This window comes from Ruegeria sp. AD11(2025) (genome assembly GCF_056542405.1).
This window is the reverse complement of the sequence record NZ_JBQFZU010000007.1, coordinates 179,372-201,447: the sequence shown is the minus strand read 5'-3', so window position 1 is coordinate 201,447 and position 22,076 is coordinate 179,372. Positions and strand designations below refer to the sequence as shown.

At 61.0% G+C, this 22,076-nt stretch carries 20 protein-coding genes; 6 read left to right on the top strand and 14 right to left on the bottom strand.

Features of this window, described 5'->3' with window-relative positions:
- Window positions 1–72: 72 nt before the first annotated feature.
- On the bottom strand, window positions 73–390 hold the full coding sequence (locus ACR1XY_RS09600; RefSeq protein ID WP_170326413.1) for a DUF3775 domain-containing protein: 318 nt from the start codon (window positions 388–390) through the stop codon (window positions 73–75).
- An 87-nt stretch (window positions 391–477) separates the two neighbouring features.
- Complete coding sequence (locus tag ACR1XY_RS09595) at window positions 478–1,251, bottom strand: DUF1365 domain-containing protein (RefSeq protein WP_480592547.1); 774 nt, start codon at window positions 1,249–1,251, stop codon at window positions 478–480.
- 146 nt (window positions 1,252–1,397) lie between these two features.
- Between ACR1XY_RS09595 and ACR1XY_RS09590 the strand changes: the two genes are divergently transcribed.
- From ACR1XY_RS09590 to ACR1XY_RS09580, 3 genes are read left to right on the top strand one after another with little or no spacing between them, the layout of a single operon-like run.
- Window positions 1,398–2,054, top strand: a complete 657-nt coding sequence (locus tag ACR1XY_RS09590) for a sigma-70 family RNA polymerase sigma factor (protein WP_480592546.1) — start codon at window positions 1,398–1,400, stop codon at window positions 2,052–2,054.
- A gap of 10 nt (window positions 2,055–2,064) precedes the next feature.
- The gene (locus tag ACR1XY_RS09585) at window positions 2,065–2,715 is read left to right on the top strand and encodes a ChrR family anti-sigma-E factor (protein ID WP_480592544.1); all 651 of its coding nucleotides are present in this window, start codon (window positions 2,065–2,067) and stop codon (window positions 2,713–2,715) included.
- Window positions 2,716–2,768: 53 nt separating this feature from the next.
- Window positions 2,769–3,173: a hypothetical protein gene (locus ACR1XY_RS09580; RefSeq protein ID WP_480592543.1), complete on the top strand. Its 405-nt coding sequence runs from the start codon at window positions 2,769–2,771 to the stop codon at window positions 3,171–3,173.
- A gap of 3 nt (window positions 3,174–3,176) precedes the next feature.
- On the opposite strand, the gene ACR1XY_RS09575 is transcribed toward ACR1XY_RS09580, so the two are convergent.
- From ACR1XY_RS09575 to ACR1XY_RS09550, 6 genes are all read right to left on the bottom strand, one after another.
- Window positions 3,177–4,406 carry a DNA recombination protein RmuC gene (locus ACR1XY_RS09575; RefSeq protein WP_480592542.1) on the bottom strand — a complete coding sequence of 410 codons (1,230 nt, stop codon included), beginning with the start codon at window positions 4,404–4,406 and terminating at the stop codon, window positions 3,177–3,179.
- Window positions 4,407–4,458: 52 nt separating this feature from the next.
- Entirely contained in the window at window positions 4,459–6,324 is a 1,866-nt protein-coding gene (gene mutL / locus ACR1XY_RS09570) for a DNA mismatch repair endonuclease MutL (protein ID WP_480592540.1), read from the bottom strand.
- A 281-nt stretch (window positions 6,325–6,605) separates the two neighbouring features.
- A complete protein-coding gene (locus ACR1XY_RS09565) occupies window positions 6,606–7,535 on the bottom strand; it encodes a metal ABC transporter permease (RefSeq protein ID WP_480592538.1) in 930 nt (309 codons plus the stop codon).
- Window positions 7,532–8,737 carry a metal ABC transporter permease gene (locus tag ACR1XY_RS09560; RefSeq protein ID WP_480592536.1) on the bottom strand — a complete coding sequence of 402 codons (1,206 nt, stop codon included), beginning with the start codon at window positions 8,735–8,737 and terminating at the stop codon, window positions 7,532–7,534. Before ACR1XY_RS09560 ends, ACR1XY_RS09565 begins: the two co-directional genes overlap by 4 nt.
- 3 nt (window positions 8,738–8,740) lie before the next feature.
- Complete coding sequence (locus ACR1XY_RS09555) at window positions 8,741–9,544, bottom strand: metal ABC transporter ATP-binding protein (protein WP_480592534.1); 804 nt, start codon at window positions 9,542–9,544, stop codon at window positions 8,741–8,743.
- A 3-nt stretch (window positions 9,545–9,547) separates the two neighbouring features.
- A complete protein-coding gene (locus ACR1XY_RS09550; RefSeq protein WP_480592532.1) occupies window positions 9,548–10,501 on the bottom strand; it encodes a metal ABC transporter solute-binding protein, Zn/Mn family in 954 nt (317 codons plus the stop codon).
- A 198-nt stretch (window positions 10,502–10,699) separates the two neighbouring features.
- Here ACR1XY_RS09550 and deoC point away from each other — a divergent pair, with 198 nt between their 5' ends.
- From deoC to ACR1XY_RS09535, 3 genes are read left to right on the top strand one after another with little or no spacing between them, the layout of a single operon-like run.
- Window positions 10,700–11,698, top strand: coding sequence for a deoxyribose-phosphate aldolase (gene deoC / locus ACR1XY_RS09545; protein ID WP_480592530.1), 999 nt, complete (start codon window positions 10,700–10,702; stop codon window positions 11,696–11,698).
- A gap of 11 nt (window positions 11,699–11,709) precedes the next feature.
- Entirely contained in the window at window positions 11,710–14,043 is a 2,334-nt protein-coding gene (locus ACR1XY_RS09540) for an aldehyde dehydrogenase family protein (protein WP_480592528.1), read from the top strand.
- 23 nt (window positions 14,044–14,066) lie between these two features.
- Window positions 14,067–14,882 carry an SDR family oxidoreductase gene (locus ACR1XY_RS09535; protein ID WP_480592526.1) on the top strand — a complete coding sequence of 272 codons (816 nt, stop codon included), beginning with the start codon at window positions 14,067–14,069 and terminating at the stop codon, window positions 14,880–14,882.
- A 22-nt stretch (window positions 14,883–14,904) separates the two neighbouring features.
- Here ACR1XY_RS09535 and ACR1XY_RS09530 read toward each other — a convergent pair whose 3' ends face one another.
- The 6 genes from ACR1XY_RS09530 to ACR1XY_RS09505 form a co-directional block, all read right to left on the bottom strand.
- The gene (locus tag ACR1XY_RS09530) at window positions 14,905–16,215 is read right to left on the bottom strand and encodes a M16 family metallopeptidase (protein ID WP_480592524.1); all 1,311 of its coding nucleotides are present in this window, start codon (window positions 16,213–16,215) and stop codon (window positions 14,905–14,907) included.
- Window positions 16,212–17,552, bottom strand: a complete 1,341-nt coding sequence (locus ACR1XY_RS09525) for a M16 family metallopeptidase (protein WP_480592522.1) — start codon at window positions 17,550–17,552, stop codon at window positions 16,212–16,214. Before ACR1XY_RS09525 ends, ACR1XY_RS09530 begins: the two co-directional genes overlap by 4 nt.
- Window positions 17,553–17,634: 82 nt before the next feature.
- On the bottom strand, window positions 17,635–18,153 hold the full coding sequence (locus ACR1XY_RS09520; protein ID WP_480592520.1) for a DUF3035 domain-containing protein: 519 nt from the start codon (window positions 18,151–18,153) through the stop codon (window positions 17,635–17,637).
- A 50-nt stretch (window positions 18,154–18,203) separates the two neighbouring features.
- Window positions 18,204–18,674, bottom strand: coding sequence for a signal peptidase II (gene lspA / locus ACR1XY_RS09515; protein ID WP_480592518.1), 471 nt, complete (start codon window positions 18,672–18,674; stop codon window positions 18,204–18,206).
- Entirely contained in the window at window positions 18,674–20,263 is a 1,590-nt protein-coding gene (gene purH / locus ACR1XY_RS09510) for a bifunctional phosphoribosylaminoimidazolecarboxamide formyltransferase/IMP cyclohydrolase (protein WP_480592516.1), read from the bottom strand. The genes lspA and purH overlap by 1 nt, the downstream gene beginning before the upstream one ends.
- Before the next feature lie 22 nt (window positions 20,264–20,285).
- Window positions 20,286–22,025 carry a heparinase II/III family protein gene (locus ACR1XY_RS09505; RefSeq protein ID WP_480592514.1) on the bottom strand — a complete coding sequence of 580 codons (1,740 nt, stop codon included), beginning with the start codon at window positions 22,023–22,025 and terminating at the stop codon, window positions 20,286–20,288.
- Between the last annotated feature and the right edge of the window lie 51 nt (window positions 22,026–22,076).

The window sequence follows — 22,076 nt, the reverse complement described above, 5'->3', positions numbered from 1 at the left end:
GACTGAATCAAACCTGTACGGATTTGTAAATTGCCTTGAAAACAATGCCCGCAAAAAGTGCGGGCATTCTGTCTACATCAGATCGTTTTCCACGTCCTCGGCCGATATTCCCAGCGCATCCAGGCCGTTCTCAAGGTGATCCGACAGGTGCGGCGTGCCGATCAGGTAGTCGGCACAAGGGGTCGAGGCCTCGGATTTGGCGGTTGCTATCGCCTCGGCCAGATCCTCGGCGAAAAAGCTCTCGCGCCCGATCCACATGACGGCGACCAGTTCGGCCTGCTCATCTTCGCCCATACGGTCGATAAAGGCGCGCAACTCACCCTCGGCGCGGTTCAGTTCGCGCCCCATCATGGCGACCTGAGCGATTTTTCTTGCCGAGATTTCCAACATGACCCAACTCCTCGTGTTCGCGGTTTCCATCCTAGCACAACCACTCGGTGGCTGCTGAGTCTTTGATCTTACGCAAACAAAGTGACCTTATGGCTCGCGAATGCGGGAAACCGGGTGATCGGGAACAGGGGCGCTGCGAAACGGGCGGAACCGGGCTTTTTTGACCCACAGTTTCAACGCCTGCCACAGGATCAGGACAAATGCGCGACGGGCACCGAACGGGCGACGCAGCAGCGACCACAGGATTTTGCCATCACTCAGCGGTGCACGCGGTCCTGTTAGCGTTGCAATTAGCCCGCCATCCTTGCGCCCATAGTCGATCCAGACCCCCACCCGGTCGGACCGATAGTCGAACCGGAAGGTATATGTGCCTTCGATCTTCTGAAACGGCGAGACATGCATCAACTTGTCCGCCATGATCCGATCCGAAGGCTGGATCGGCGCGAAATTGGGGTTGTGGCACAGGTAACTGTGGCGCGTGCCGTAGGTATTGGTGACCTCGGCCACCACCGCATAAAGCTGTTCCTCACCGTCGAAGCAAAACCAGAAGCTGACCGGGTTGAACACATGGCCGAACACGCGCGGCTGTGTCAGCAGAGTGATATGTGCAGGTTGGGTAACACCCATCTGGTCGAACTGCTTGCGCAGCCAGATGGCACCGTGCCCTTGCCCTGGCTCTCCGCCGTGATCGCGATCCCGCCAGTTGGTGACATTGACCCGGTTCATGGAAAACAGCAGCGGAGTAACCGGGTGACCTTCGGGATCCAGCAGAATGTAGTCGACGGAATAGCGAAAGGCGTTCTGAACGGCGCCCTTCCGCCCGTGAAAGGTATGGCCTGCGATATGGTCAATCCTGTTCACGTCGAATTCCTCGTTCCGCCTGCAAACCGTTCAAACGGCATTCTTTTCCTCATCTGTTTGTTTCAGATAGTACGGAAGTTAGCCCGACACGGATCAAAAACCGCAAACAAAGTGATCCGCCTTGGGCTGCCCCGCGTAATGTGGTTATGTTTACCGAGATCGATACCGTGACCTTGGATGAACCGGTGGCCGAGGGGCCAGCACTCAGGCCTTGGCGCGCGAAGAAACGCATCAGGGGCAAGCCGGTGAACAAAGCGGATGGCAGTTGCGACACCAGAGCTGAGTGGGTGAGCCACGTCAGACGCATTCGAGATGCTCAGGATCAGGCGGCTTTTGCCGAGCTGTTCCAGCATTTCGCACCGCGGATCAAGGCGTTCCTGATTAAGTCGGGATCAGACTCGACGCTGGCCGAGGAATGCGCGCAAGAGGTGATGGCGACCTTGTGGCACAAGGCCCATCTATTCGATCCGAGCCGCGCGACCGTTGCCACCTGGGTATTTACGATCGCGAGGAACAAGCGCATCGACGTCCTGCGCAAACAACGCCGCCCCGAGCCCGAAGATCTGGGATGGGGTCCCGAGGCGGAACCGGAGCAGGACGACGTGATCGCGCTGCAACAGGAAACCGCGCAACTGCGGGGCGCCATGGCGGCGTTGCCCGAGGCGCAACGAGAACTGATCGAAAAGGCCTATTTCGGCGATCTGAGCCACCGCGAGATTGCATCGCAGACCGGATTGCCGCTGGGCACGATCAAATCACGCATACGACTGGCGCTGGACCGCTTGCGCCACGCGATGAACTGAGATGATGACGATGAGCAACGAGATCAAACATCACCTGACAGACGACCTTCTGATGGCCTATGCAGCGGGATCCTTGCCCGAGGCCTTCGACCTGATGGTCGCCACGCATCTGTCCCTGTGCGACCACTGCCGCGCCCGGGCGGAAAGCTATGACGCCGTTGGCGGCTGTGTCCTGCAGGATCAGGGCGGCCCGGCCAGCATGAGCGATGGTGCTTTGGCCGCGACCATGGCGCTGATTGCCCAGGGCGCGCCCATTGCGAAACCAGCCCGTCCGGGGTGTTCGGTTCTGCCCGCACCTCTGCAGGATTACGTGGGCGGTGACGTGAACGCCATCAAATGGCGCTCTATCGGCATGGGTGTGAAACAGGCGATCCTTCCGACCACACGCGAGGCCAGCGCGCGCCTGCTGTTCATTCCCGCTGGTGCAGCCGTGCCGGACCACAGCCACAATGGCATCGAACTGACGATGGTACTGCAGGGCGCGTTTTCGGACGAGATCGACCATTTCGGTCGTGGGGATGTCGAGATTGCTGACGAAAGCCTGCACCACACGCCGACCGCTGATATCTCAGAGGACTGCATCTGCCTGGCCGTTACCGACGCGCCTTTGAAGTTTACTAAGTTGATGCCGCGTCTGTTCCAACCATTCTTGCGTATCTGAAGCGCTGGGCGGCTCTTGCACACTGACCTTTCATTCGGTTCGGGAGACATTTCATGAAACAGCCATTTATTATGGCTGGATTGATCGCGAGCCTTGCCAGCGCGGCCTGGGCGCAGCGGGCGGCGGAGGTGAAATTCGAACCCGGCAATTTCGGCACAATGGCAAACGGGACGATCACCGGCAATGAGTATTTCGATTACAAGCTGGGCGCGCAGGCGGGTCAGGAAATGTTCGCTGATCTCAAGGTCAGCGATACCAATGGCAATGGCGTGATTTACTTCAACATTCTGCCACCCGGAAGCGATGGCGAGGCAATCTATAACGGCTCGATCGATGGCAACACCGCCCGTATCGAGCTGCCCGAGGACGGAGATTATACGATCCGCGTCTACCTGATGGGCAATGATCGCGATACCGAAAAGACAGTCGGCTACGGCCTGGACCTGTCGATCCAGTAAAGTTCAGCCTTCGGATTTGCCCAGCGGCACCACATTGTTGTGATCATCCGGGGCAAGTTCTTCGAAATCGAAGTTGTCCAATCGCTGAGCCCGGCGCCCGGCTTTTTCGGCGCTGATTTTGATGTCGGATATGTCCTTGGCCGCCTGCCCGAAATGGCGGTCCAGATTTGACACACGGTCCCCCAGCCGCTCGACATCCTTGTGAAGCAAACCCAGTTCCTTGCGGATCGCGCCCGCCTGCTCGCGCATCCGTGCGTCCTTGAGAATTGCGCGCATGGTGTTCAGCGTCGCCATGCAGGTGGTCGGCGAGACAATCCAGACACGTTTCGAAAAACTCTCCTGTACCAGTTCGGGGAACTTGGCGTGTAGTTCCGCATAAACCGCCTCGGACGGAAGGAACATCAGCGCGCCGTCAGCGGTTTCACCGTCCAGAATGTACTTCTCGGAAATGTCGTTGATATGTTTCCGCACCGTGCTGCGAAACATCTGCACGGCGGCTTTCAACTCAGCATCATTGGTGGAGCCAATCAGCGCCTCATAGGCCTCAAGCGGGAATTTGCTGTCGATCACGATCGGCCCTGGCGGGTTCGGCAGGTGGATCAGGCAATCCGCCCGACGCCCGTTTGACAGGGTCGCCTGCAGTTGGAAACTGTCCGACGGCAGTGCCTTGGAGACGATATCGTTCAGTTGGATTTCCCCAAACGCGCCGCGGGTCTGCTTGTTGGACAGGATATCCTGCAGCGACAGCACATCGCCAGAAAGTTTGGTGATATTGTCCTGCGCCTTGTCGATGGCGGCCAGGCGCTCTTGCAGTTGCGTCAGTGAGGTCGCGGTCTGCTTGGATGAGCCATGCAGAGATTCCTTCATCCGCTCCTGCATCTCGGCCAGCGCGCGCGCTGATTTCATCGCGTTGTCCGCCAGCCGGTCATTCATCTGCTGCTGCACCGAGGAAAGGCGCGATTCAACCGTCTGGATCACCTGTACCTGCGCATTGGCCTGCGTGTCCGAGACATGTTGCAACCCGCCCCGTAACTGCTCCTGCCCCTGCCCCAGTTGCTGCACGTTCTGGCCCAGATGGGCCATCTGCCGCGCCAATGGTTCCGCCATCCGGGCAGACCGCTGCGCCGCCCGGAGCGACAGGAACAGCAACAGCAGGATCAACGCTATGACACCGCCCACGAACAGCATCACGGGGTCATTCAATGCAACTTGGGTGCCAGCAATCTCGATCATGTCGCCTCAAATGTTCTTGTTTTATTCTTCATAACCCGGCAACGCTGCCGGATCAACTGCGGCCGAACAAACGCTCGATATCGCTCAGCTTCAGTTCCACATAAGTCGGCCGCCCGTGGTTGCACTGACCGGAATGGGGGGTTGCCTCCATCTCACGCAGCAGAGCGTTCATCTCTTCGGCTCGCATGCGGCGGCCTGACCGGACCGAACCATGACAGGCCACCCGGCTGAGGATCGCTTCGATCCGCGACTGCACCGTCTGGCTTTCGCCCTGATCGGCCAGTTCGTCAAGGATATCCAGGATCATTGCGCGGGCATCGACCTCACCCAGAATGGCCGGGGTTTCGCGCACGGCGATGGCGCCGCCACCAAAAGGTTCCAGCGTCAGCCCAAGGCGCGACAGGTCAGCCGCAACCGCCATCAAACGCGCGCAGTCGCCTTCGGACAGTTCGACGATTTCGGGGATCAGCAACGCCTGCGCGGCGACGCCATTCTCGGCCATCTGGGTTTTCAGCTTTTCATAAACCAGCCGTTCATGCGCCGCGTGTTGGTCGACGATCACCATGCCATCGGCGGTCTGGGCGATGATGTAGTTCTCATGCACCTGCCCGCGCGCCGCGCCCAAGGGCAGGTCGGCCATTGGCATTTCTTCTGAAACGGGCGAAACAGACGTCGGTTCTACAACATTGCCACTATAGTCCTGCGATAGTTCCGCAAAGCCCGGAGCTTGCGCCCTGTAGGCAGCCTGACGCGCTGCGGGCGATGGCCGCTCCATCTGATACACGCGCGCAGGTGCAGGTTGAGCAGGGAGCGCCGGTTCGGGCCGCATCGCCCCCAATGTGGCATTGGCAACGGTGGTCGAAGCCCGGTGCCCCGCCTCGGCCAGCGCATGCCGTAAGGCTGAGACGATCAGCCCGCGCGCAACGCCCGGATCGCGGAACCGCACTTCGGACTTGGCGGGATGGACGTTCACATCCACCAGCGTCGGATCGCAGTCGATGAACAGCGCCGCAGCCGGGTGCCGGTCACGGCTGAGGAAATCGAAATAAGCTGCCCGCAGCGCGCCGGTCAGCATCTTGTCACGCACCGGTCGGCCGTTGACGAACAGGTACTGTGCCACCGCCGCGCCGCGGGAATAGGTCGGCAAGGCGGCGTAACCGTACAGCCGGATACCTTCGCGCGTCGCGTCGATCTGCAGGGCGTTCTCGGCAAACTCTCTCCCGATCACGCGGGCCAGACGGGCGTGCAGCGCGTCGAACAGGTCGCCATTCTCGCGGTCGGCCCGGAAGGTCACACGACCCTCACCCCCGCCCGAGACATCACGCAGGGTGAAAGTGATGGCGGGCTCAGCCATGGCAAGGCGTTTGACCGTGTCATTTATCGCCTGCGCCTCGGCCCGATCGGTACGCATGAACTTCAACCGGGCGGGTGTGGCAAAGAACAGGTCGCGCAGTTCGACCACTGTACCGGCGCGCAGGGCGGCAGGTTTGACCGCTTCCATCTTGCCACCAGATACATGGATTTGCGCCGCGTCGCCCCCCGGCACCCGGCTGGTTATGGTCAGCCGCCCGACGGCACCAAGTGAGGGCAACGCCTCACCGCGAAACCCGAACGTTTGGATGTTCAGAAGATCCGAGCCGTCAATCTTCGAAGTCGCATGGCGCGACAGCGCCAGCGGCAGGTCGCGCGTCGAAATCCCACAGCCATCATCGGTGACGCGAATCAACGTCTTGCCGCCATCAGCGATATCAATGGCGATCCGTGCCGCACCGGCATCGATGGCGTTTTCCACCAGCTCCTTGACCGCCGAAGCAGGACGTTCCACCACCTCGCCCGCAGCAATACGGTTGATGGCGGCATCATCAAGCTGCCGGATAATGGGGGGCGTTTCGCTGATATTGGGGTGTGTCTGCGCCATACCACCAGACCTAGCACAAACGCGCACGATTCTGCCACCGGTTTGGAAGCTTGAGTTTTGGGGAGGGGGCGTTCGAACAATCGCGCCCTATCTGTTTCAACAAACGGCAAACTGGGTCGCGATTGTCCGAACGATCCTAAGTGAGTGGTGGTCATTCAGAAAAATTCTGGATCGGGCTTAGCACGAATGACGCGTTGCAAATCATTAACTCTGCATGCCCTTGCAGTCTGAGCAGATTTCAGCCGACCGGTCGCAGACAGAGGTGGCAGGAACACGCCGTGTCAAGAGGCCTGGGGCGCTCCGGCGCGGGTACGGCATGGTCCCCACAATGCGGCAGAGGCCAAGATCAGGCCCGACATGGTGGCAATCATGCCCGCCGCGCTGACAGCGTCTGCTCTGCCCAGCCACAGCGGCCCGTAGCCCGCCAGTACATAGCCCGAAACCGCCGAGACACTGGCGAAGACAACGCTCCACGCAATCTGGGTTTCCAGCCGGTTGGTCATCATGCGCGCAGCAGCTGGCGGGCAGATGAACATGGCGATCACGATGATCGACCCCACTGCGTCAAAGGCCGCCACGGCAGATATCGCCGCAACGATCACCAGCGCCATGCCCAGTGCGCCGGTGCGAATTCCGATGGTGCGGGCAAAACCTTCGTCAAATGTGGAAATCTTCAGCGGTCGCCAGAACAACCAGATGAACAAGATGACGCCCACCAACGTCAGCGCGATGCGCGGCAGTTCCGGCGGCAACCCGGCCAAAGCCGTCAGATCAAGCAGCGACGACCAGCCCACCGCATCCAGCCAGATCAAGCTTTCCAGATTGCCATAGAGCGCATGTTCCACATCCAGATGCACGGTCGAGGTGTCGGTTTGCTCCAGCAACAGAACACCGCCCGCGAACATGGTCGTGAACACAACGCCCATCGCGGCACCAGGCTCGATCTGGCCCAGTCGCCGGATCGCCTCGATCATCACCACGGCCACAATCGAAGCCCCCGCCGCGCCCAGCATCATCGGCCAGGTCGAGATCGCCCCGGTCAGGATAAACGCCACCACGATTCCTGGCAGCACCACATGGCTGATCGCGTCCCCGATCAGGGCCTGCTTGCGCAACACCAGAAAGTTGCCGGGCAGCGCGCAGGCAATCGCAGCGAAGGTGCCAATCAGAAGAGGTGTCAACGACAGGGGGACGAACTCTTCACCGCTCATGAGGGCACTCCCTGCGGGCCGCCGATCTGGCGGTCGATCTCGGTGATCTGGTCGCGTGTCAACACCGTCTCGATATCGCGCAGCCCGTCATAAAGCGCCGCCGTCGCCTCGTGTGCCTGATCGGTGCGGACTAACTCCCAGCGTTTTTCGTCGCGCAGGGCTTTTGCCGCGCGGGCCTTGCCGGCTTCGGTGGCGACACCATCGGCACGGGCCAGCCCGGCGCGTTTCAACAGGCGCAGGGTGAGTGGCTCATAGATTTTCTGATCCTGCGCCAGCGCCAGCAGACCCTGCCGGATATGTACCCTGCGTTGAAATCGCATGTGTTTCAGTACCGCCGCCAGGACACCCCGGACCGGCGCCAACAGCAGGGACAGCGCAAAGAAAGCAAAGCTGACCAGAACGATAATCGGACCCGTTGGCAGGTTCGGGGCCGAGGCCGAAAGCGCCGCGCCCAGATACCCGGCCAGACCACCCGCGAGACCGGCCAGCAGCACCACGCGATCCGAGCGTTCGGTCCAGAACCGTGCCGTAACGGCCGGGATAATCAGCAGTGCCACGATCAGGATCAGCCCGACGATTTTTAGGCCGACTACGGTGACGGCCATCACCAGACCCATCATCGCCAGATCGATGCGATGCACTGGCAAGCCCCGCGCCGCGGCGTATTCCGGATCGAAGGCCACCATCGTCATTGGGCGCCGGATGATCATCACCAGCGCCAATGTCGCCGCCCCGCCAATCGCGATGATCAGCGCATCGGCCCACAGCATCCCGGCGGTCGAGCCCAGCAGGAACCCCTCCAGCCCGGCCTGCCGCCCGACGCCCATGGTCTGAATGACGGTCAGCAACACGACACCAAAGCCAAAAAACACCGATAGCACCGCTCCAATGGCTGCATCCTCGGCCAGGCGCGTCCGGCGGGTCAACCAGTTCATGCACAACAAACCCACCCAGGCCGAGATCGCCGATCCGGACAGCAGACCGATCAGATTGCGCCCATCACCGCCAAAGGCGACCAGCACCATGAAAGCCAGACACACACCCGGCAGGGTTGCATGGCTGATCGCATCGCTGACCAATGCCCGTTTACGCAGAAACAGAAACGTACCGGTGACCCCGGCGGACACACCCAGCAAGGTCGCACCAATGGCGACCAGCGTGGCGTTATAGCCAAGCTGCAGAGTCAGAGCTTCCCAAAGCATGGATTACCCCAGCGCGCGTGAAATCTGGTCGATCTGGGCGGTGGCCAGACGGCCCCCGTAAGCCGATTGCAGGGTTTCGGCGGTGAAGGCCTCGGCCACCGGACCCTCGGCCACTTTGCGGGTGTTGATCAGGAAGACATGGTCGAAGTATTCGGTGACGGTGGCCAGATCGTGATGCACGACGACAACGGTCTTGCCCGCCTCTCTCAGCGATTTCAGCACCGCAATGATGGCCTTTTCCGTTGCCGCATCAACCCCGGCAAAGGGTTCGTCCAGCAGGTAAAGGTCAGCCTCTTGCGCCAATGCGCGGGCCAGAAACACGCGCTGCTGCTGGCCGCCGGAAAGCTGGCCAATCTGACGATCCGCGAAATCGCGCATGCCGACCCTGCTCAGGCAATCCATGGCACGTGACATGTGCCGGGCACGAATACGGCCAAGCAGACCGAGCTGCCGCGACAGCCCCATCAGCACCACGTCGATCACGCGGGTCGGGAAATCCCAATCCACACTGGCACGCTGCGGCACATAGGCGATGCGGGCGCGTTGCTGTTCCAGCGGTTTGCCATAGACAGTGACCTGCCCAGACAAGGGCGACACAATCCCCAAAGCAGCCTTTAGCAGGGTCGACTTCCCCGCGCCATTAGGTCCAATGATCGCTGTCATCGCGCCGGGCTGCACGGTCATGTCCACCGAGAACACCGCAGGTTTCTGGCCGTAGGAAACCGTCAGGCCGCGAATGGCCAGAGGGCTATCGTCCAGGCCGTGCTCTGCAACCGAAACACCCTGATTTGTGGCCAGCTCCAGCATGACTTAAAACCCCGCCGACAGTTTGCCGTTCATGCCGCGATCGGGCACATCCGCACCCAGCGCGCCTGCGATGACGGTGATGTTGTGGTCCAGCATGCCGATATAAGTGCCCTCATAGGTCCCCGGTTCGCCCATAGCGTCGGAATACAGCTCACCGCCCACACTCACATCATGACCTTTGGCCGCAGCGCCTTCGATCAGCGCGCGCATCGACCGGTCAGACACCGAGCTTTCCACGAACACCGCTTTCAGCTGCTTGTCGACCAGCGTGTCCACCAGCTCTCCGATCCGGTTCAGACCAGCTTCGGACTGGGTCGAGATGCCCTGGATGCCCATCACCTCATAGCCGTATTCAGCCCCGAAATAGCCAAAAGCATCATGCGCCGTGACCAGTACGCGGTTGGTTTCGGGGACAGACGCAAGCGCCCGACCGGCATAGGTCTCCAACTGGTCGATCTCGGCCAGATGCGCCTGCGCATTTGCGGCAAAGATGTCGGCCGCGTCGGGGCGCGCTTCGGTCAGTGCTTTCTGCACTTCGACGACCACATCGCGCCATAACGCGGGGCTCATCCACACATGCGGGTCGTATTTATCCGCATAATCATCATGCGCACGCAGTTTCGACGTGTCGATCCCTTCGGCCACGGCAACCACGTTACGCTTGCGGCCCAGGTCGTGAAAGAAATCCTCCATCTGCGCCTCAAGATACAGGCCGTGCCACAGGATCAGGTCGGCACGGGTCATGGCAACGATGTCGCTGCGGGTCTGGCGATAGGCGTGCGGATCGACGCCGGGACCCATCAGGCCCTTCACCTCGACCTGATTGCCACCCACTTGACGCGCGGCGTCGGCAATCATGCCTGTGGTGGCAACCACCTTCAGCGGCGCCTCGGCCCAGGCCGTCAATGGCAATGCAGCGGCAAATACTAAGGCTGCAAGAAAGCTGCGACGAATCATGTCGGACCCCGATTTGGAACTCAGTTGCAAATGAATATGCGAACCATTCGCAAGTAAGTCAACGCCATTGCGAATTATTCGCAAGAAAATGCCAATTTTGTCCATTTGGTCAAAAAATATACCATTCCCGCTCCTGTATGCCTTTCATTTATCCGCAACCCGTGCGATTTTGGCGCAAACCTCCCAAAGGATGTGAAGATGGATACGCAGAGCTCAGAAAGCCCCGTGCGCACAGCGCATCTGCCGCAAGTGACCGAGCCCAGAAACCCCGGTATGGATCTTGATCTTGACTGGGTGCGCGCCGTGCAGGCCAACACCTCGGCGATTGAGCGCCGTGCGGCGACCTTGTCCGGTCGTCGGTCGGTTAAAAAAGAGTATCAGGCCGCATGGCTTCTGAAGGCGATCACCATGATCGACCTGACCACATTGTCCGGCGATGACACCGTGGGCCGCGTGCGCCGCCTATGCGCCAAGGCGCGTCAGCCAGTGGCACCTTCTGTACTGCAGGCGCTGGACATGCCGCCGATCACCACCGGCGCGGTTTGTGTCTATCACGACATGATCGAAACGGCAGTTGAGGCATTGAAAGGCACCGGCATCCCCGTCGCGGCCGTGTCGACCGGCTTCCCGGCTGGCCTGTCTCCGTTCCACCTGCGCGTGGCAGAGATCGAAGAAAGCGTGAAGGCCGGAGCCGAAGAGATCGACATCGTGATCTCACGCCGCCACGTGCTGTCGGGCGATTGGCAAGCGCTGTATGACGAAATGAAAGCCTTCCGCGTGGCCTGCGGCGATGCCCATGTCAAAGCCATTCTGGCAACCGGAGAGCTGGGCAGCCTGCGCAACGTCGCCCGCGCCTCGCTGGTCTGCATGATGGCAGGCGCCGATTTCATCAAAACCTCGACCGGGAAGGAAAGCGTCAACGCCACCCTGCCCGTGTCGCTGGTGATGATCCGCGCGATCCGCGACTACTATGACCGCACCGGGTACCGGGTCGGGTACAAACCTGCGGGCGGCATCTCCAAGGCCAAGGACGCACTGGTCTACCTGTCGCTGATCAAGGATGAGCTGGGCGACCGCTGGCTGGAGCCGGACCTGTTCCGCTTTGGCGCGTCGTCGCTGCTGGGCGATATTGAACGGCAGTTGGAACACTATGTAACGGGCGCGTACTCCGCCGGCTACCGTCACTCCATGGGCTGAGGACAAGAACAATGACAGTCAAAGAAATCTTCGAGACCATGGAATACGGCCCTGCCCCCGAAAGCGCCGCCGAGGCGCTGGCCTGGCTGGTCGATCAGGGCGACAAGTTCGGCCACTATATCGACGGGGCCTTCACCAAACCCGGCAAAGGGTTCGACAGCCGCAACCCCGCAACGGGTGAGGTTCTGGCCAAGCTGACACAGGCGAAACAGGCCGATGTGGATGCCGCCGTCGCCGCAGCTCGTAAGGCCCAGCCGAAATGGGAGAAGCTGGGCGGCGCAGGCCGCGCACGGTATCTCTATGCCATTGCGCGACTGCTGCAGAAACACGCGCGGCTGTTTGCGGTGCTGGAAAGCCTCGACAACGGCAAACCCATCCGTGAATCGCGCGATATCGATATCCCGCTGGCGCAGCGGCATTTTTACTATCACGCGGGCATGGCCCAGCTGATGGAGAGTGAACTGCCCGACGCTGAGGCGCTGGGAGTTTGCGGCCAGATCATCCCGTGGAACTTCCCGCTGCTGATGTTGGCGTGGAAAATCGCGCCGGCGCTGGCAATGGGCAATACTGTGGTTCTGAAACCGGCCGAGTACACTTCGCTGACCGCGCTGCTGTTTGCCGATATCTGCTCGCAGGCCGGTCTGCCCAAGGGCGTGGTCAACATCGTCACCGGCGATGGCGCAGTGGGCGAGATGATCGTGGCTGCTGACGTGGACAAGATCGCCTTTACCGGGTCGACCGTTGTCGGTCGTCGTATCCGCGAGGCGACCGCAGGATCGGGCAAGGAACTGACCTTGGAACTGGGTGGCAAATCCGCCTACATCGTGTTCGACGACGCCGATATTGATTCAGCTATCGAAGGGCTGGTCGATGCGATCTGGTTCAACCAGGGTCAGGTCTGCTGTGCAGGCTCTCGCCTGCTGGTGCAGGAGGGCATCGCCGACCGCTTCCACGAGAAGCTGCGCGCGCGGATGGACAAGCTGCGCGTCGGTGATCCGCTGGACAAATGCATCGACGTGGGCGCGGTTGTGGACCCGGTCCAGTTGCAAACCATCAAGGGCATGGTCGAAAGCAACACCGCAGGTCATATCCATCAGGCCGCATGCGAGCTGCCTGAAAACGGCTGCTACTACCCGCCGACTCTGATCTCGGGCCTCGAAACCTCCGACCTGCTGATGCAGGAGGAGATTTTCGGCCCGGTTCTTGTGTCTTCGACCTTCCGCACCCCGGAAGAGGCGGTGGAACTGGCCAACAACACCCGATACGGGCTGGCCGCGACGGTTTGGACCGAGAATGTGAACCTTGCGCTGGATATTGCACCCAAACTGGTTGCAGGCGTGGTCTGGGTGAACGCCACCAACTTGTTCGATGCCGCTGCCGGGTTCGGCGGCGTGCGGGAAAGCGGTTTTGGCCGTGAAGGCGGCTGGGAAGGGCTGAGCGCCTACACAAAACCCAAAGGCAAGGCCAAGCCGCTGACCAAGGTCGAGGCGACCATGGGCGAGGGCGCTTCGGTCGATCCCATTGACCGCACCGCCAAGATGTATGTCGGCGGCAAGCAGGCACGACCCGACAGCGGCTATTCGAAACCTGTTTGGGGCAAGTCCGGCCTGCTGGGCCATGTAGGGATTGCCAACCGCAAGGACGTGCGCAACGCGGTTGAGGCTGCGGCGGGCGCCAAGGGCTGGTCCAAAACCACCGGTCACCTGCGGGCGCAGATTCTGTATTACATCGGCGAGAACCTTTCGGCCCGTGCGGACGAATTCGCTGCGCGCATTGACGCCATGACCGGTGGGAAAACCGGCGCGAAAGAGGTAGACGCCTCAATCCAGCGCCTGTTCACCGCCGCCGCCTGGGCTGACAAGTATGACGGTCAGGTTCACGGCGTGCCGATCCGGGGCGTTGCCATTGCGATGAAGGAACCGGTGGGCGTAATCGGCGCGCTCTGCGCGGATGAGGTGCCGCTGCTGGGTCTGGTCTCGGTCATGGCACCGGCAATTGCGATGGGCAACCGGGTTGTGCTGGCGGCAAGCGAGCCCTATCCGCTGGCAGCGACGGATTTCTACCAGATCCTCGAAACCTCCGACGTGCCCGCTGGCGTGGTCAACATCCTGACCGGCAGCCACGCGGAACTGGCGAAACCGCTGGCCTCACACCTGAATGTCGACGCGGTCTGGTCGTTCTCGTCCACCGATCTGTCGAAAGAGATCGAGGTCGTCTCAGCCGGAAACCTGAAACGGACCTGGGTCAATAACGCGACGGCATTTGATTGGGGCGTGGACCATTCGCGCCGCTTCCTGCAGGCTGCGACCGAAGTAAAAAACATCTGGGTGCCCTACGGCGAGTAGGGCTCCCGCCAAGGGAGGCCTAAATGGATTTTTCAGGACAAACCGTCATCGTCATAGGTGGCACCAGCGGTATCAATCGCGGCATTGCCGAGGCCTTTGCGGCCTCGGGTGCCAAACTGGCCGTCGCCAGCCGCTCCCAGGAAAAGGTGGATGATACGGTCGCCGCGCTGAGGGCTGCGGGCGCGGCTGACGCCATTGGTGCTGCCTTTGATGTGCGCGACCCCGAGGCGGTGGCAGCGGGCCTGAAACAGTTCCACGACGCGTTCGGTGATTTCGACGTGCTGGTTTCCGGTGCGGCGGGCAACTTCCCCGCACTTGCGGCCGAGATGTCGGTCAATGCGTTCAAGACCGTGATCGATATCGACCTGATGGGCACGGTCCATGTGATGAAAGGGGCCTACCCCTATCTCAAACGCCCCGGCGCCAGCATCATCAACATCTCGGCCCCGCAGTCCTATCTGCCGTACGAAGGTCAATCCCACGTCTGCGCCGCCAAGGCGGGCGTTGATCAAATAACGCGCACCCTGTCGATGGAATGGGGCGTTGAAGGCATCCGGGTGAACTCGGTTGTTCCGGGCTTCATCGAAGGGACCGAAGGCGCAAAACGTCTGGCACCCACCGAAAACGCCCATGAAGAACTGCGCCGCGATGTGCCTCTGGGCCGTTGGGGTCAGCCGCAGGATGTGGCCAATGCCTGCCTGTTCCTCAGCTCCGATCTGGCCAGCTATATCAGCGGCACGGTACTGGCCGTGGACGGGGCGCTGTATCAGCGCGGCTCGGGCAAATTTGGTCAGATGATGGGGCAGATGCTGCGCAGCGCGGCAGGGAAAAAGGGCTGAGGCGTACTCAGCCCCCTTTTCATCAATTCGTGGTTTCCAGCCCTTCGGGCTTACCGACGACTGTAAAGTGCAGTCCTTCGGGGTCCAGCAACTCGCGGGCCATGCGGTTTACCTCGTCCAGAGTAACAGCGTTCACCTTGTCGTTGCGGGTGGCGATGTAATCGATGGGCAAGTTCTCCATCTGCATCCCGACCATGATCCCGGCGATCCGGCCATTGCCATCGAACCGCAGCGGATAGGCACCGGTCAGATAGGTCTTGGCCTCGTCCAGTTCGGTCTGGGTCACACCCTCAGTCGCAGCGCGCGCCCATTCGTCGCGGATCACCTCGACCGCTTCGGCGATGCGGTCATTGCCCGAGGACACGGACCCCATATAGACCGAGGCCAAATCCTTGGGTACCAGATAGGTCGCCACGCCATAGGTCAGGCCGCGTTTTTCGCGCACTTCCTGCATCAGGCGGCTTTCGAACCCACCACCACCCAGAATGTGGTTCATGATATAGGCGGCAAAGAAATCGGGATCGTCGCGGTCGATGCCCGCATGGCCGAACAAGGCCACCGATTGCGGGGTGTCAAACTCAACCACGCTGATCCCGCCGGGGATGCTCACATCGGCACGGTCCGGAATCGGCTTGCCGGTTTCAGGCAGATCAGCCAGCAACTTGTCCAGCAACACACCCAGTTCGTCAGGGGTGATGTCACCCACGGCACCGACATAAAGCCGATCCTTGGCAAAGACATTGTCATAGGCGGTCACGACATCGGCGCGGATCAGCGCGCTGACGCTTTCAATCGTGCCCTTGCCCTCGGTGCCATAGGGGTGATCGCCATAGGCCACCTGCGCGAAATTACGGCTGGCTATATCGTTGGGATCGGTCTGATCGGACCGCAGGCCGGACAGAACCTGCGCCTTCACCCGCTCTACTGCATCCTCGTCAAAACGCGGCTCGTGAATGGTGGTACGCAGCAGGTCGGTCACTTCATCGCGGTTCTCGGTCAGAAATTGTGCCGAGATCGAGACCGAGTCATCAGACGCATTGTAACTGAACGAGGCCGCCAGCGATTCCAGTTCGCGCGCATAAGTACGGGCATCCATGTCACCTGCGCCTTCCTCGATCAGCCCGCTCATCAAGTATATGGCGCCACGTTTTCCGGGCTCGTCCAGCGAGGTGCCGCCGCGAAAGCGCATCTCCAGCGCGGTGAAAGGGATCGAGTGATCCTCGACCAACCAGGCTTTGATACCACCGGGCGAGGTGACCTCTTCGATCTTGATCTCGGCCCATGCGGGCAACGCGATGACAAAGGCGATCAGGGTTGCGAAAATCCGTTTCATTGCGTCACCTCATCGTCGCGCATCAGCCAGCCCGTGACCGATGCTTCGGATTGCAGTACCTCGCGGGCCGCGGCGATGATCTCATCCCCCGTCACGGCCTGCAGAACATCGGGCCAGGCCTGCACATCCTCGACCGTTAGACCGCTGGTCAGGGCGCGGCCATATCGGTTGCCGATCCCGTCCACATTGTCGCGCGCAAAAGTTTGGGCCGCACGCAGTTGCATCTTGATGCGGTCGAGATCTTCTTCGTTGACACCATCGGCGATAAAATCAGCCACAGCCTGGTCCATCGCGTCCTCGGCCTCTTGCAGAGACACGCCCTGCGCCGGAACAACCAGCAGATCGAAGGTTGTGTCGTCCAACGACACACCTCGGTAAAAGGCCCCGGCATAAACGACCATTTGCTGTTCAAATTGCAGCTTTTCGTTCAGATATGACGTGGTACTGCCGCCCAGCAACTCGGCCAGCAGGAACAACGCCGCGGCTTTCTCCTGCTCACCCGGATCACGCTCGGGCGCTAGATAGCTGCGCTGCACATAGGGCTGCGACACCCGCGCATCCTTGAAGGTCAGGCGACGTTCGGAAGTCTGCGGCGGCTCTTGCGAGCGGAATCGTTCGGGTAGGTCAGGATTGGCTGGGATGACACCATAATACTGCTCGGCCAACGCTTTGACCGCATCGGGCTCCACATCGCCGGTCACCACCAGAATGGCGTTATTGGGCGCATAATGGGTCTGGTAGAAGGACAACGCATCCTCCATGTCCAGTGTCTCCATCTCGTGCCGCCAGCCAATAATCGGCACACCATAGCGATGGTTGAGGTACTGCGCCGCGCTCATCTGCTCGCCGAACAGAGCGCGCGGACTGTTGTCGGTGCGCTGATTGCGTTCCTCGAGTATCACGTCGCGCTCGGTGACGATGTCCTCTTCACTGAGGCGCAGGTTGCGCATCCGATCCGCCTCCATCCGCATCATCAATTCCAGCCGGTCTGCGGCGACGCGTTGGTAATAGGCGGTGTAATCATAAGACGTAAACGCATTGTCATTACCGCCATTGGCAGCAACGGTAGCCGAGAACTCACCCGGCGCCAGCGTATCGGTGCCTTTGAACAGAAGGTGTTCCAGGAAATGCGCCACACCGGACGAGCCGACCGGCTCATCCGCAGATCCGGCACGATACCAGACCATGTGCTGTACGATGGGCGCACGGTGATCTTCGACCACGACGACATCCATGCCGTTGTCCAGCGTGAAGGTTGTGACCGCCTCGTGCCCCTCTTTGGCAATCAAAGGGGTGGCGGCGAAAAGGGCGGCAGACAAGGCCAGAGCCCGAACCATGGGGCGTCCTCCGTTTCGTTTAATGATGTTCAAACTACGGTGGTGCGGCGCAGGTTCAAGGCCGATGACGGAAAGTTAAGGTTTATTCATCAGCCGGGGGTGCAGAAGGGGTCTCGATCCCCGCACGGCGCGCCGCTTCGTTTTGCGCGTCGGCATCAAGTGCCTGACGCTGGTAGACCTGCGTATAGCGGTCCACCTTGAACAGGCGCAGGCGGGTCAGGCGGCCCTGCTTTCTGCGGAATTCGGCATCTTCGGTATCGACAACCTGCCGCGTGTTGGAAGGAACACCATAGCGGCTGGAGGCCGTCACCAGCGCTGCATCGGTGGACGGGATGGCGGCATTGGCATTCAATGCTGCCTCGCTGCCGCCCAGTGCCACGATTGCGTCCGCCTTCGGGTTCGGGTCGGTCAGGTTTGTCCCACCCGGCGTGGGCGCAGGCAGGAACTTGTAGTCCTTGGGCTGGGTCAGCGGTTCCACCGGCATGACCGAGAATTCATCCGGCCCCTGTCCCGGTGCCTCAAGATGGCGCAAACCGATATCGGCACATCCCGCTACCGCAAGAATCAGTGTCACAGCAAAAATGGATCGCGACAACCGCATCAGAGTCTCCAGCCAGTTTCAGGCGCTTTTATCGCATATCACCCGGCGCGTCACGAGGGCTTTTTGCCCTCGAACAACACAAGCCCGATGGCACCTGCAAAGATGAACACATCGGCCAGATTGAACACGAACGGGTTGTTGATGCCGCAGCAGGACATGTTCAGGAAATCCAGAACATAGCCATAGATCACCCGGTCCAGCACATTCGCCAGCGCCCCGCCGATCAGCAACCCGCCACAGAACAGCATCAGTTTCGGCGGGGTCGTGCGCATCAGCCAGATCAGCACACCGACCGAGATGACCAGCGAGACACCGATCAGCACCCAGCGGGCAGTGTCGGTATCACCTTGGAAAAGGCCAAAGTTGATGCCCCGATTCTCGCCGTATTTGAATACCAGCAAAGGTGGTAGCACGTCGATATTACCCTCGGCCACGCGCATAACGTGAACGACCAGATACTTGCTGACCTGGTCGATCAGAAACGCGGCCAGCGCGGCCCAGAACAGAAGGCGATAGCGCATCAGTGACGGAAATGGCGCATGCCGGTAAAGACCATGGCCAGACCGGCCTCGTCCGCAGCTGCGATCACCTCATCGTCGCGCATCGAGCCGCCGGGTTGGATGACGCAGGTGGCACCCGCCTCGGCGGCCTCCATCAGACCGTCAGGGAAGGGGAAGAACGCGTCCGAGGCCACAGCTGAGCCAATGGTCAGCGGCTGCGGCAGGCCCAGCGCGTCGGCCATGCGTTCGGCTTTCTTTGCGGCAATCATAGCCGAGTCCAGGCGGCTCATCTGTCCTGCACCGACGCCCACGGTCGCGCCGTTCTTGACGTAAACGATGGCATTGGACTTGACGTGTTTGGCGACCTTCCAGGCAAACAGCAGGTCACGCATCTGCTCATCGGTCGGGACCTTTTTGGTGACCACCTTCAGGTCGTCCATGCCGACAAAACCGTTATCCTTGTCCTGCACCAGCAGGCCACCGGCCACTTGACGCACGGTTTTGCCGCCTGCGGTCACATCCGGCAAACCTTCGGTGGTCAGCAGGCGCAGGTTCTTCTTGGCGGCAAAGATCGCTTTGGCCTCGTCCGATGCGCCCGGCGCAATCACAACCTCGGTGAAAATTCCGGTGATTTCCTGCGCGGTTTCGGCGTCCAGCGGCTGGTTCAGCGCGACGATGCCACCAAAGGCCGAGGTACGGTCACAGTCAAAGGCGGCCTTGTAGGCCTCCAACAGAGTCGCGCCCTTGGCCACACCGCAGGGGTTGGCGTGTTTGATGATGGCACAGGCAGCGCCTTGTGCCGGGTCGAACTCTGCCACCAGCTCAAACGCCGCATCGGTGTCGTTGATGTTGTTGTAGCTCAGTTCCTTGCCCTGATGCTGCACGGCGGTCGCAACGCCGGGGCGGCCCGAGCCATCGGTGTAAAAGGCCGCCGACTGGTGGCTGTTCTCGCCATAGCGCAGGGTCTGTTTCAGCTCGCCGGCAAAGGCGCGGCGTTTGGGGGCCTCAAGCTCCAGCGCGTCGGCCAGCCAGTTGGACACGGCAGTGTCATAGGCGGCGGTGCGGGCATAGGCCTTTTGCGCCAGTTTGCGGCGGAATTTCGGGCAGGTCGCGCCACTGTGCTGGTCCATGTCACCCAGCAGTTTCTGATAATCCTCGACGTCTACGACGACGTTGACGAACGCATGGTTCTTGGCCGCCGCGCGGATCATCGCCGGGCCGCCGATGTCGATGTTTTCGACACATTCATCGTAATCGGCACCCTTGGCCACGGTGGCCTCGAACGGGTAGAGGTTCACCACCAGCAGGTCGATGGCACCGATGCCGTGCTCGGTCATCGCGGCGACGTGGGTGTCGTTGTTCCGCAGGGCCAGCAGGCCGCCATGCACCATCGGGTGCAGGGTCTTCACGCGGCCATCCATCATCTCGGGGAAGCCGGTCACCTCGCTGACATCCTTCACCGCAAGCCCCGCATCGCGCAGCGCCTTTGCGGTGCCGCCGGTCGACAGCAGTTCGACCCCACGCTCGGACAGCGCCTGTCCCAGTTCGATCAGTCCGGTCTTATCGGATACGGAAAGCAACGCGCGGCGCACGGGGTGAAGGTCGGTCATGGGTCCAAAGGTCCTTTTGGCGTCAGTCAAACTCGGGCTCGTCCCGGTGCAGGTCGCGCACGGCATAGGCTGTATCCTGCGCCTTGCTCAACGTCCACTGGATGCGGGTCGCATACTCCATTGCGCGCCCGGATAGAACGATCTGTTTTGTCGCGCGTGGCTTTAATCGACCTTTTTCAAGATAAACGCTTGGTTCGACGGCTAATTTTGCAACACCGTCATGGCGGAAAACCCAGATCTCACCGCTTTTGAGCGCCATCGACACCGCCGCGCCGCCCAAATCGATGGCCGCGTCCACATCCGGATGCAGGTGAAACCGGACGTCATAGCGAACGCCCTTGAGGCCCGAGGCATCCATCGCCTTGTCGAACTGCCGCTTAGCCTTGTCGGTGGCAGTCAGCAGAATATCCTCGCCGGTCAATTGGCGCCCGTCAAACCGCAGCTCAAAAGTACGGGCATGGGTCAGGCCGAAGGTTTTGGTGTAGCCATCATGTCCGACCATAAAGCGCGTGCCTTCGAATGCCTCTTCAGCATCCACCGGTACCTCTTGCGGCGCATCGATCAGCGCCTCGCTCTCGCCGCCATTCCCCGCAGGAGCCAGCCGGGCGCTGGAGTAACCATCCAGACACAGGGTTGAATGCGACGGTGTCGCACGCCCGGCCCGCCGCCATTCAGACCCGAAGCTTCCGCCCGAGCCGCAATTCACAATCAGAGGCCGCCGCCCCGAGGTCAATTCGAACGCAAGGGTCGAAGCATGGGCATTCAAGGATGCGGCCCCCTTGGGCGGCGCGCTGGCATCTACGATCACGCTGGTCCGAGCTGCATAGAGACGGGCAAACCCCATTGCCAAACCACGCGCGTGCTGCGGTCGAACCCCGCTTTGGGCCAGCGCCTGATCCAGACGGCCTTCAACCCCGCGCCCTCCGCCGTGAAACCGGGCCAGCGCACCATCGGAATGGCGCAGGCTGCGCAACGTGGGCGCCATCCGCTTAATCGCATCGGCCTGAGCGGCAGGCGTCCCCCGCCCCAGATCACTCAGCGCGGCCGAAGTCCACGACAGCAGGGTGAAGACATCCAACAGTTCTTCGGGATTGCGGGTTGGAATGCCGCCCTTTGCATCGATCTGTTTTTCGCATTCTTTCGCCAGTGCGCGCAGGGCCGGATCGGCCATCTGTTCAAGCCCCTTCAACGCCAGCCCAGCCTGAACCAGCCCGGCCAATGCTTCGAACCGAGGAAGCCCCGGCGTGGCGGCCTGCCAGCGTTTGGATAGGAACCATGTCTGCTGCGCCAGCGCGTGGAAGAAAAGTTTGACCTGTTTCTCATCCATACCCCGCAACAGGAACACTGCATGGTTGATCCACCGCGTCACCCGCCGTCCGGTCAGTTCGGGTGCCCATCCGTACCCCTGCCCGCGCCCGTGCGTCTCGATCCAGCCCCAGACCCAGCGCTGCGCCTTATCCCGCGCTCGCATGTCCCCGACAGCTGCCAGATCATCCAACCAGGAAAAGCCGTGGCGCTCATCGTCGAAACCAGTGCTTGGGGCGGTGACGTCCCACAGGTTGGTATCCTGCGCCTCAACCAGAAAACCGGCAAACAGCAGATTACCTGCAACCAGCTGCCGCCCACGCGCAAACGATCCCACAGTGCGCGGCTCAGGCTCGGACACAAACCCGGTGACCGCCTTGCGCCGCTGGCTCAACCGCGCATAGAGACGGTTCTGAAACCGTGCCCACCGGTTGGTCATGGTATCTGAGTTCGACATGACGCTCGTTACTCTGCCCCTTGCGCTCTGCTGGCGCTTGAGACCCAACGA

Coding starts and splice junctions, on each gene's coding strand:
- purH (WP_480592516.1), bottom strand. CDS start 20,263: ATGACCGACCTTCACCCCGTGCGCCGCGCGTTGCTTTCCGTATCCGAT.
- ACR1XY_RS09535 (WP_480592526.1), top strand. CDS start 14,067: ATGGATTTTTCAGGACAAACCGTCATCGTCATAGGTGGCACCAGCGGT.
- ACR1XY_RS09555 (WP_480592534.1), bottom strand. CDS start 9,544: ATGCTGGAGCTGGCCACAAATCAGGGTGTTTCGGTTGCAGAGCACGGC.
- ACR1XY_RS09565 (WP_480592538.1), bottom strand. CDS start 7,535: ATGAGCGGTGAAGAGTTCGTCCCCCTGTCGTTGACACCTCTTCTGATT.
- mutL (WP_480592540.1), bottom strand. CDS start 6,324: ATGGCGCAGACACACCCCAATATCAGCGAAACGCCCCCCATTATCCGG.
- ACR1XY_RS09575 (WP_480592542.1), bottom strand. CDS start 4,406: ATGATCGAGATTGCTGGCACCCAAGTTGCATTGAATGACCCCGTGATG.
- ACR1XY_RS09600 (WP_170326413.1), bottom strand. CDS start 390: ATGTTGGAAATCTCGGCAAGAAAAATCGCTCAGGTCGCCATGATGGGG.
- ACR1XY_RS09525 (WP_480592522.1), bottom strand. CDS start 17,552: ATGGTTCGGGCTCTGGCCTTGTCTGCCGCCCTTTTCGCCGCCACCCCT.
- ACR1XY_RS09530 (WP_480592524.1), bottom strand. CDS start 16,215: ATGAAACGGATTTTCGCAACCCTGATCGCCTTTGTCATCGCGTTGCCC.
- ACR1XY_RS09580 (WP_480592543.1), top strand. CDS start 2,769: ATGAAACAGCCATTTATTATGGCTGGATTGATCGCGAGCCTTGCCAGC.
- ACR1XY_RS09585 (WP_480592544.1), top strand. CDS start 2,065: ATGAGCAACGAGATCAAACATCACCTGACAGACGACCTTCTGATGGCC.
- ACR1XY_RS09540 (WP_480592528.1), top strand. CDS start 11,710: ATGACAGTCAAAGAAATCTTCGAGACCATGGAATACGGCCCTGCCCCC.
- ACR1XY_RS09520 (WP_480592520.1), bottom strand. CDS start 18,153: ATGCGGTTGTCGCGATCCATTTTTGCTGTGACACTGATTCTTGCGGTA.
- deoC (WP_480592530.1), top strand. CDS start 10,700: ATGGATACGCAGAGCTCAGAAAGCCCCGTGCGCACAGCGCATCTGCCG.
- ACR1XY_RS09590 (WP_480592546.1), top strand. CDS start 1,398: ATGTTTACCGAGATCGATACCGTGACCTTGGATGAACCGGTGGCCGAG.
- ACR1XY_RS09550 (WP_480592532.1), bottom strand. CDS start 10,501: ATGATTCGTCGCAGCTTTCTTGCAGCCTTAGTATTTGCCGCTGCATTG.
- ACR1XY_RS09505 (WP_480592514.1), bottom strand. CDS start 22,025: ATGTCGAACTCAGATACCATGACCAACCGGTGGGCACGGTTTCAGAAC.
- ACR1XY_RS09560 (WP_480592536.1), bottom strand. CDS start 8,737: ATGCTTTGGGAAGCTCTGACTCTGCAGCTTGGCTATAACGCCACGCTG.
- lspA (WP_480592518.1), bottom strand. CDS start 18,674: ATGCGCTATCGCCTTCTGTTCTGGGCCGCGCTGGCCGCGTTTCTGATC.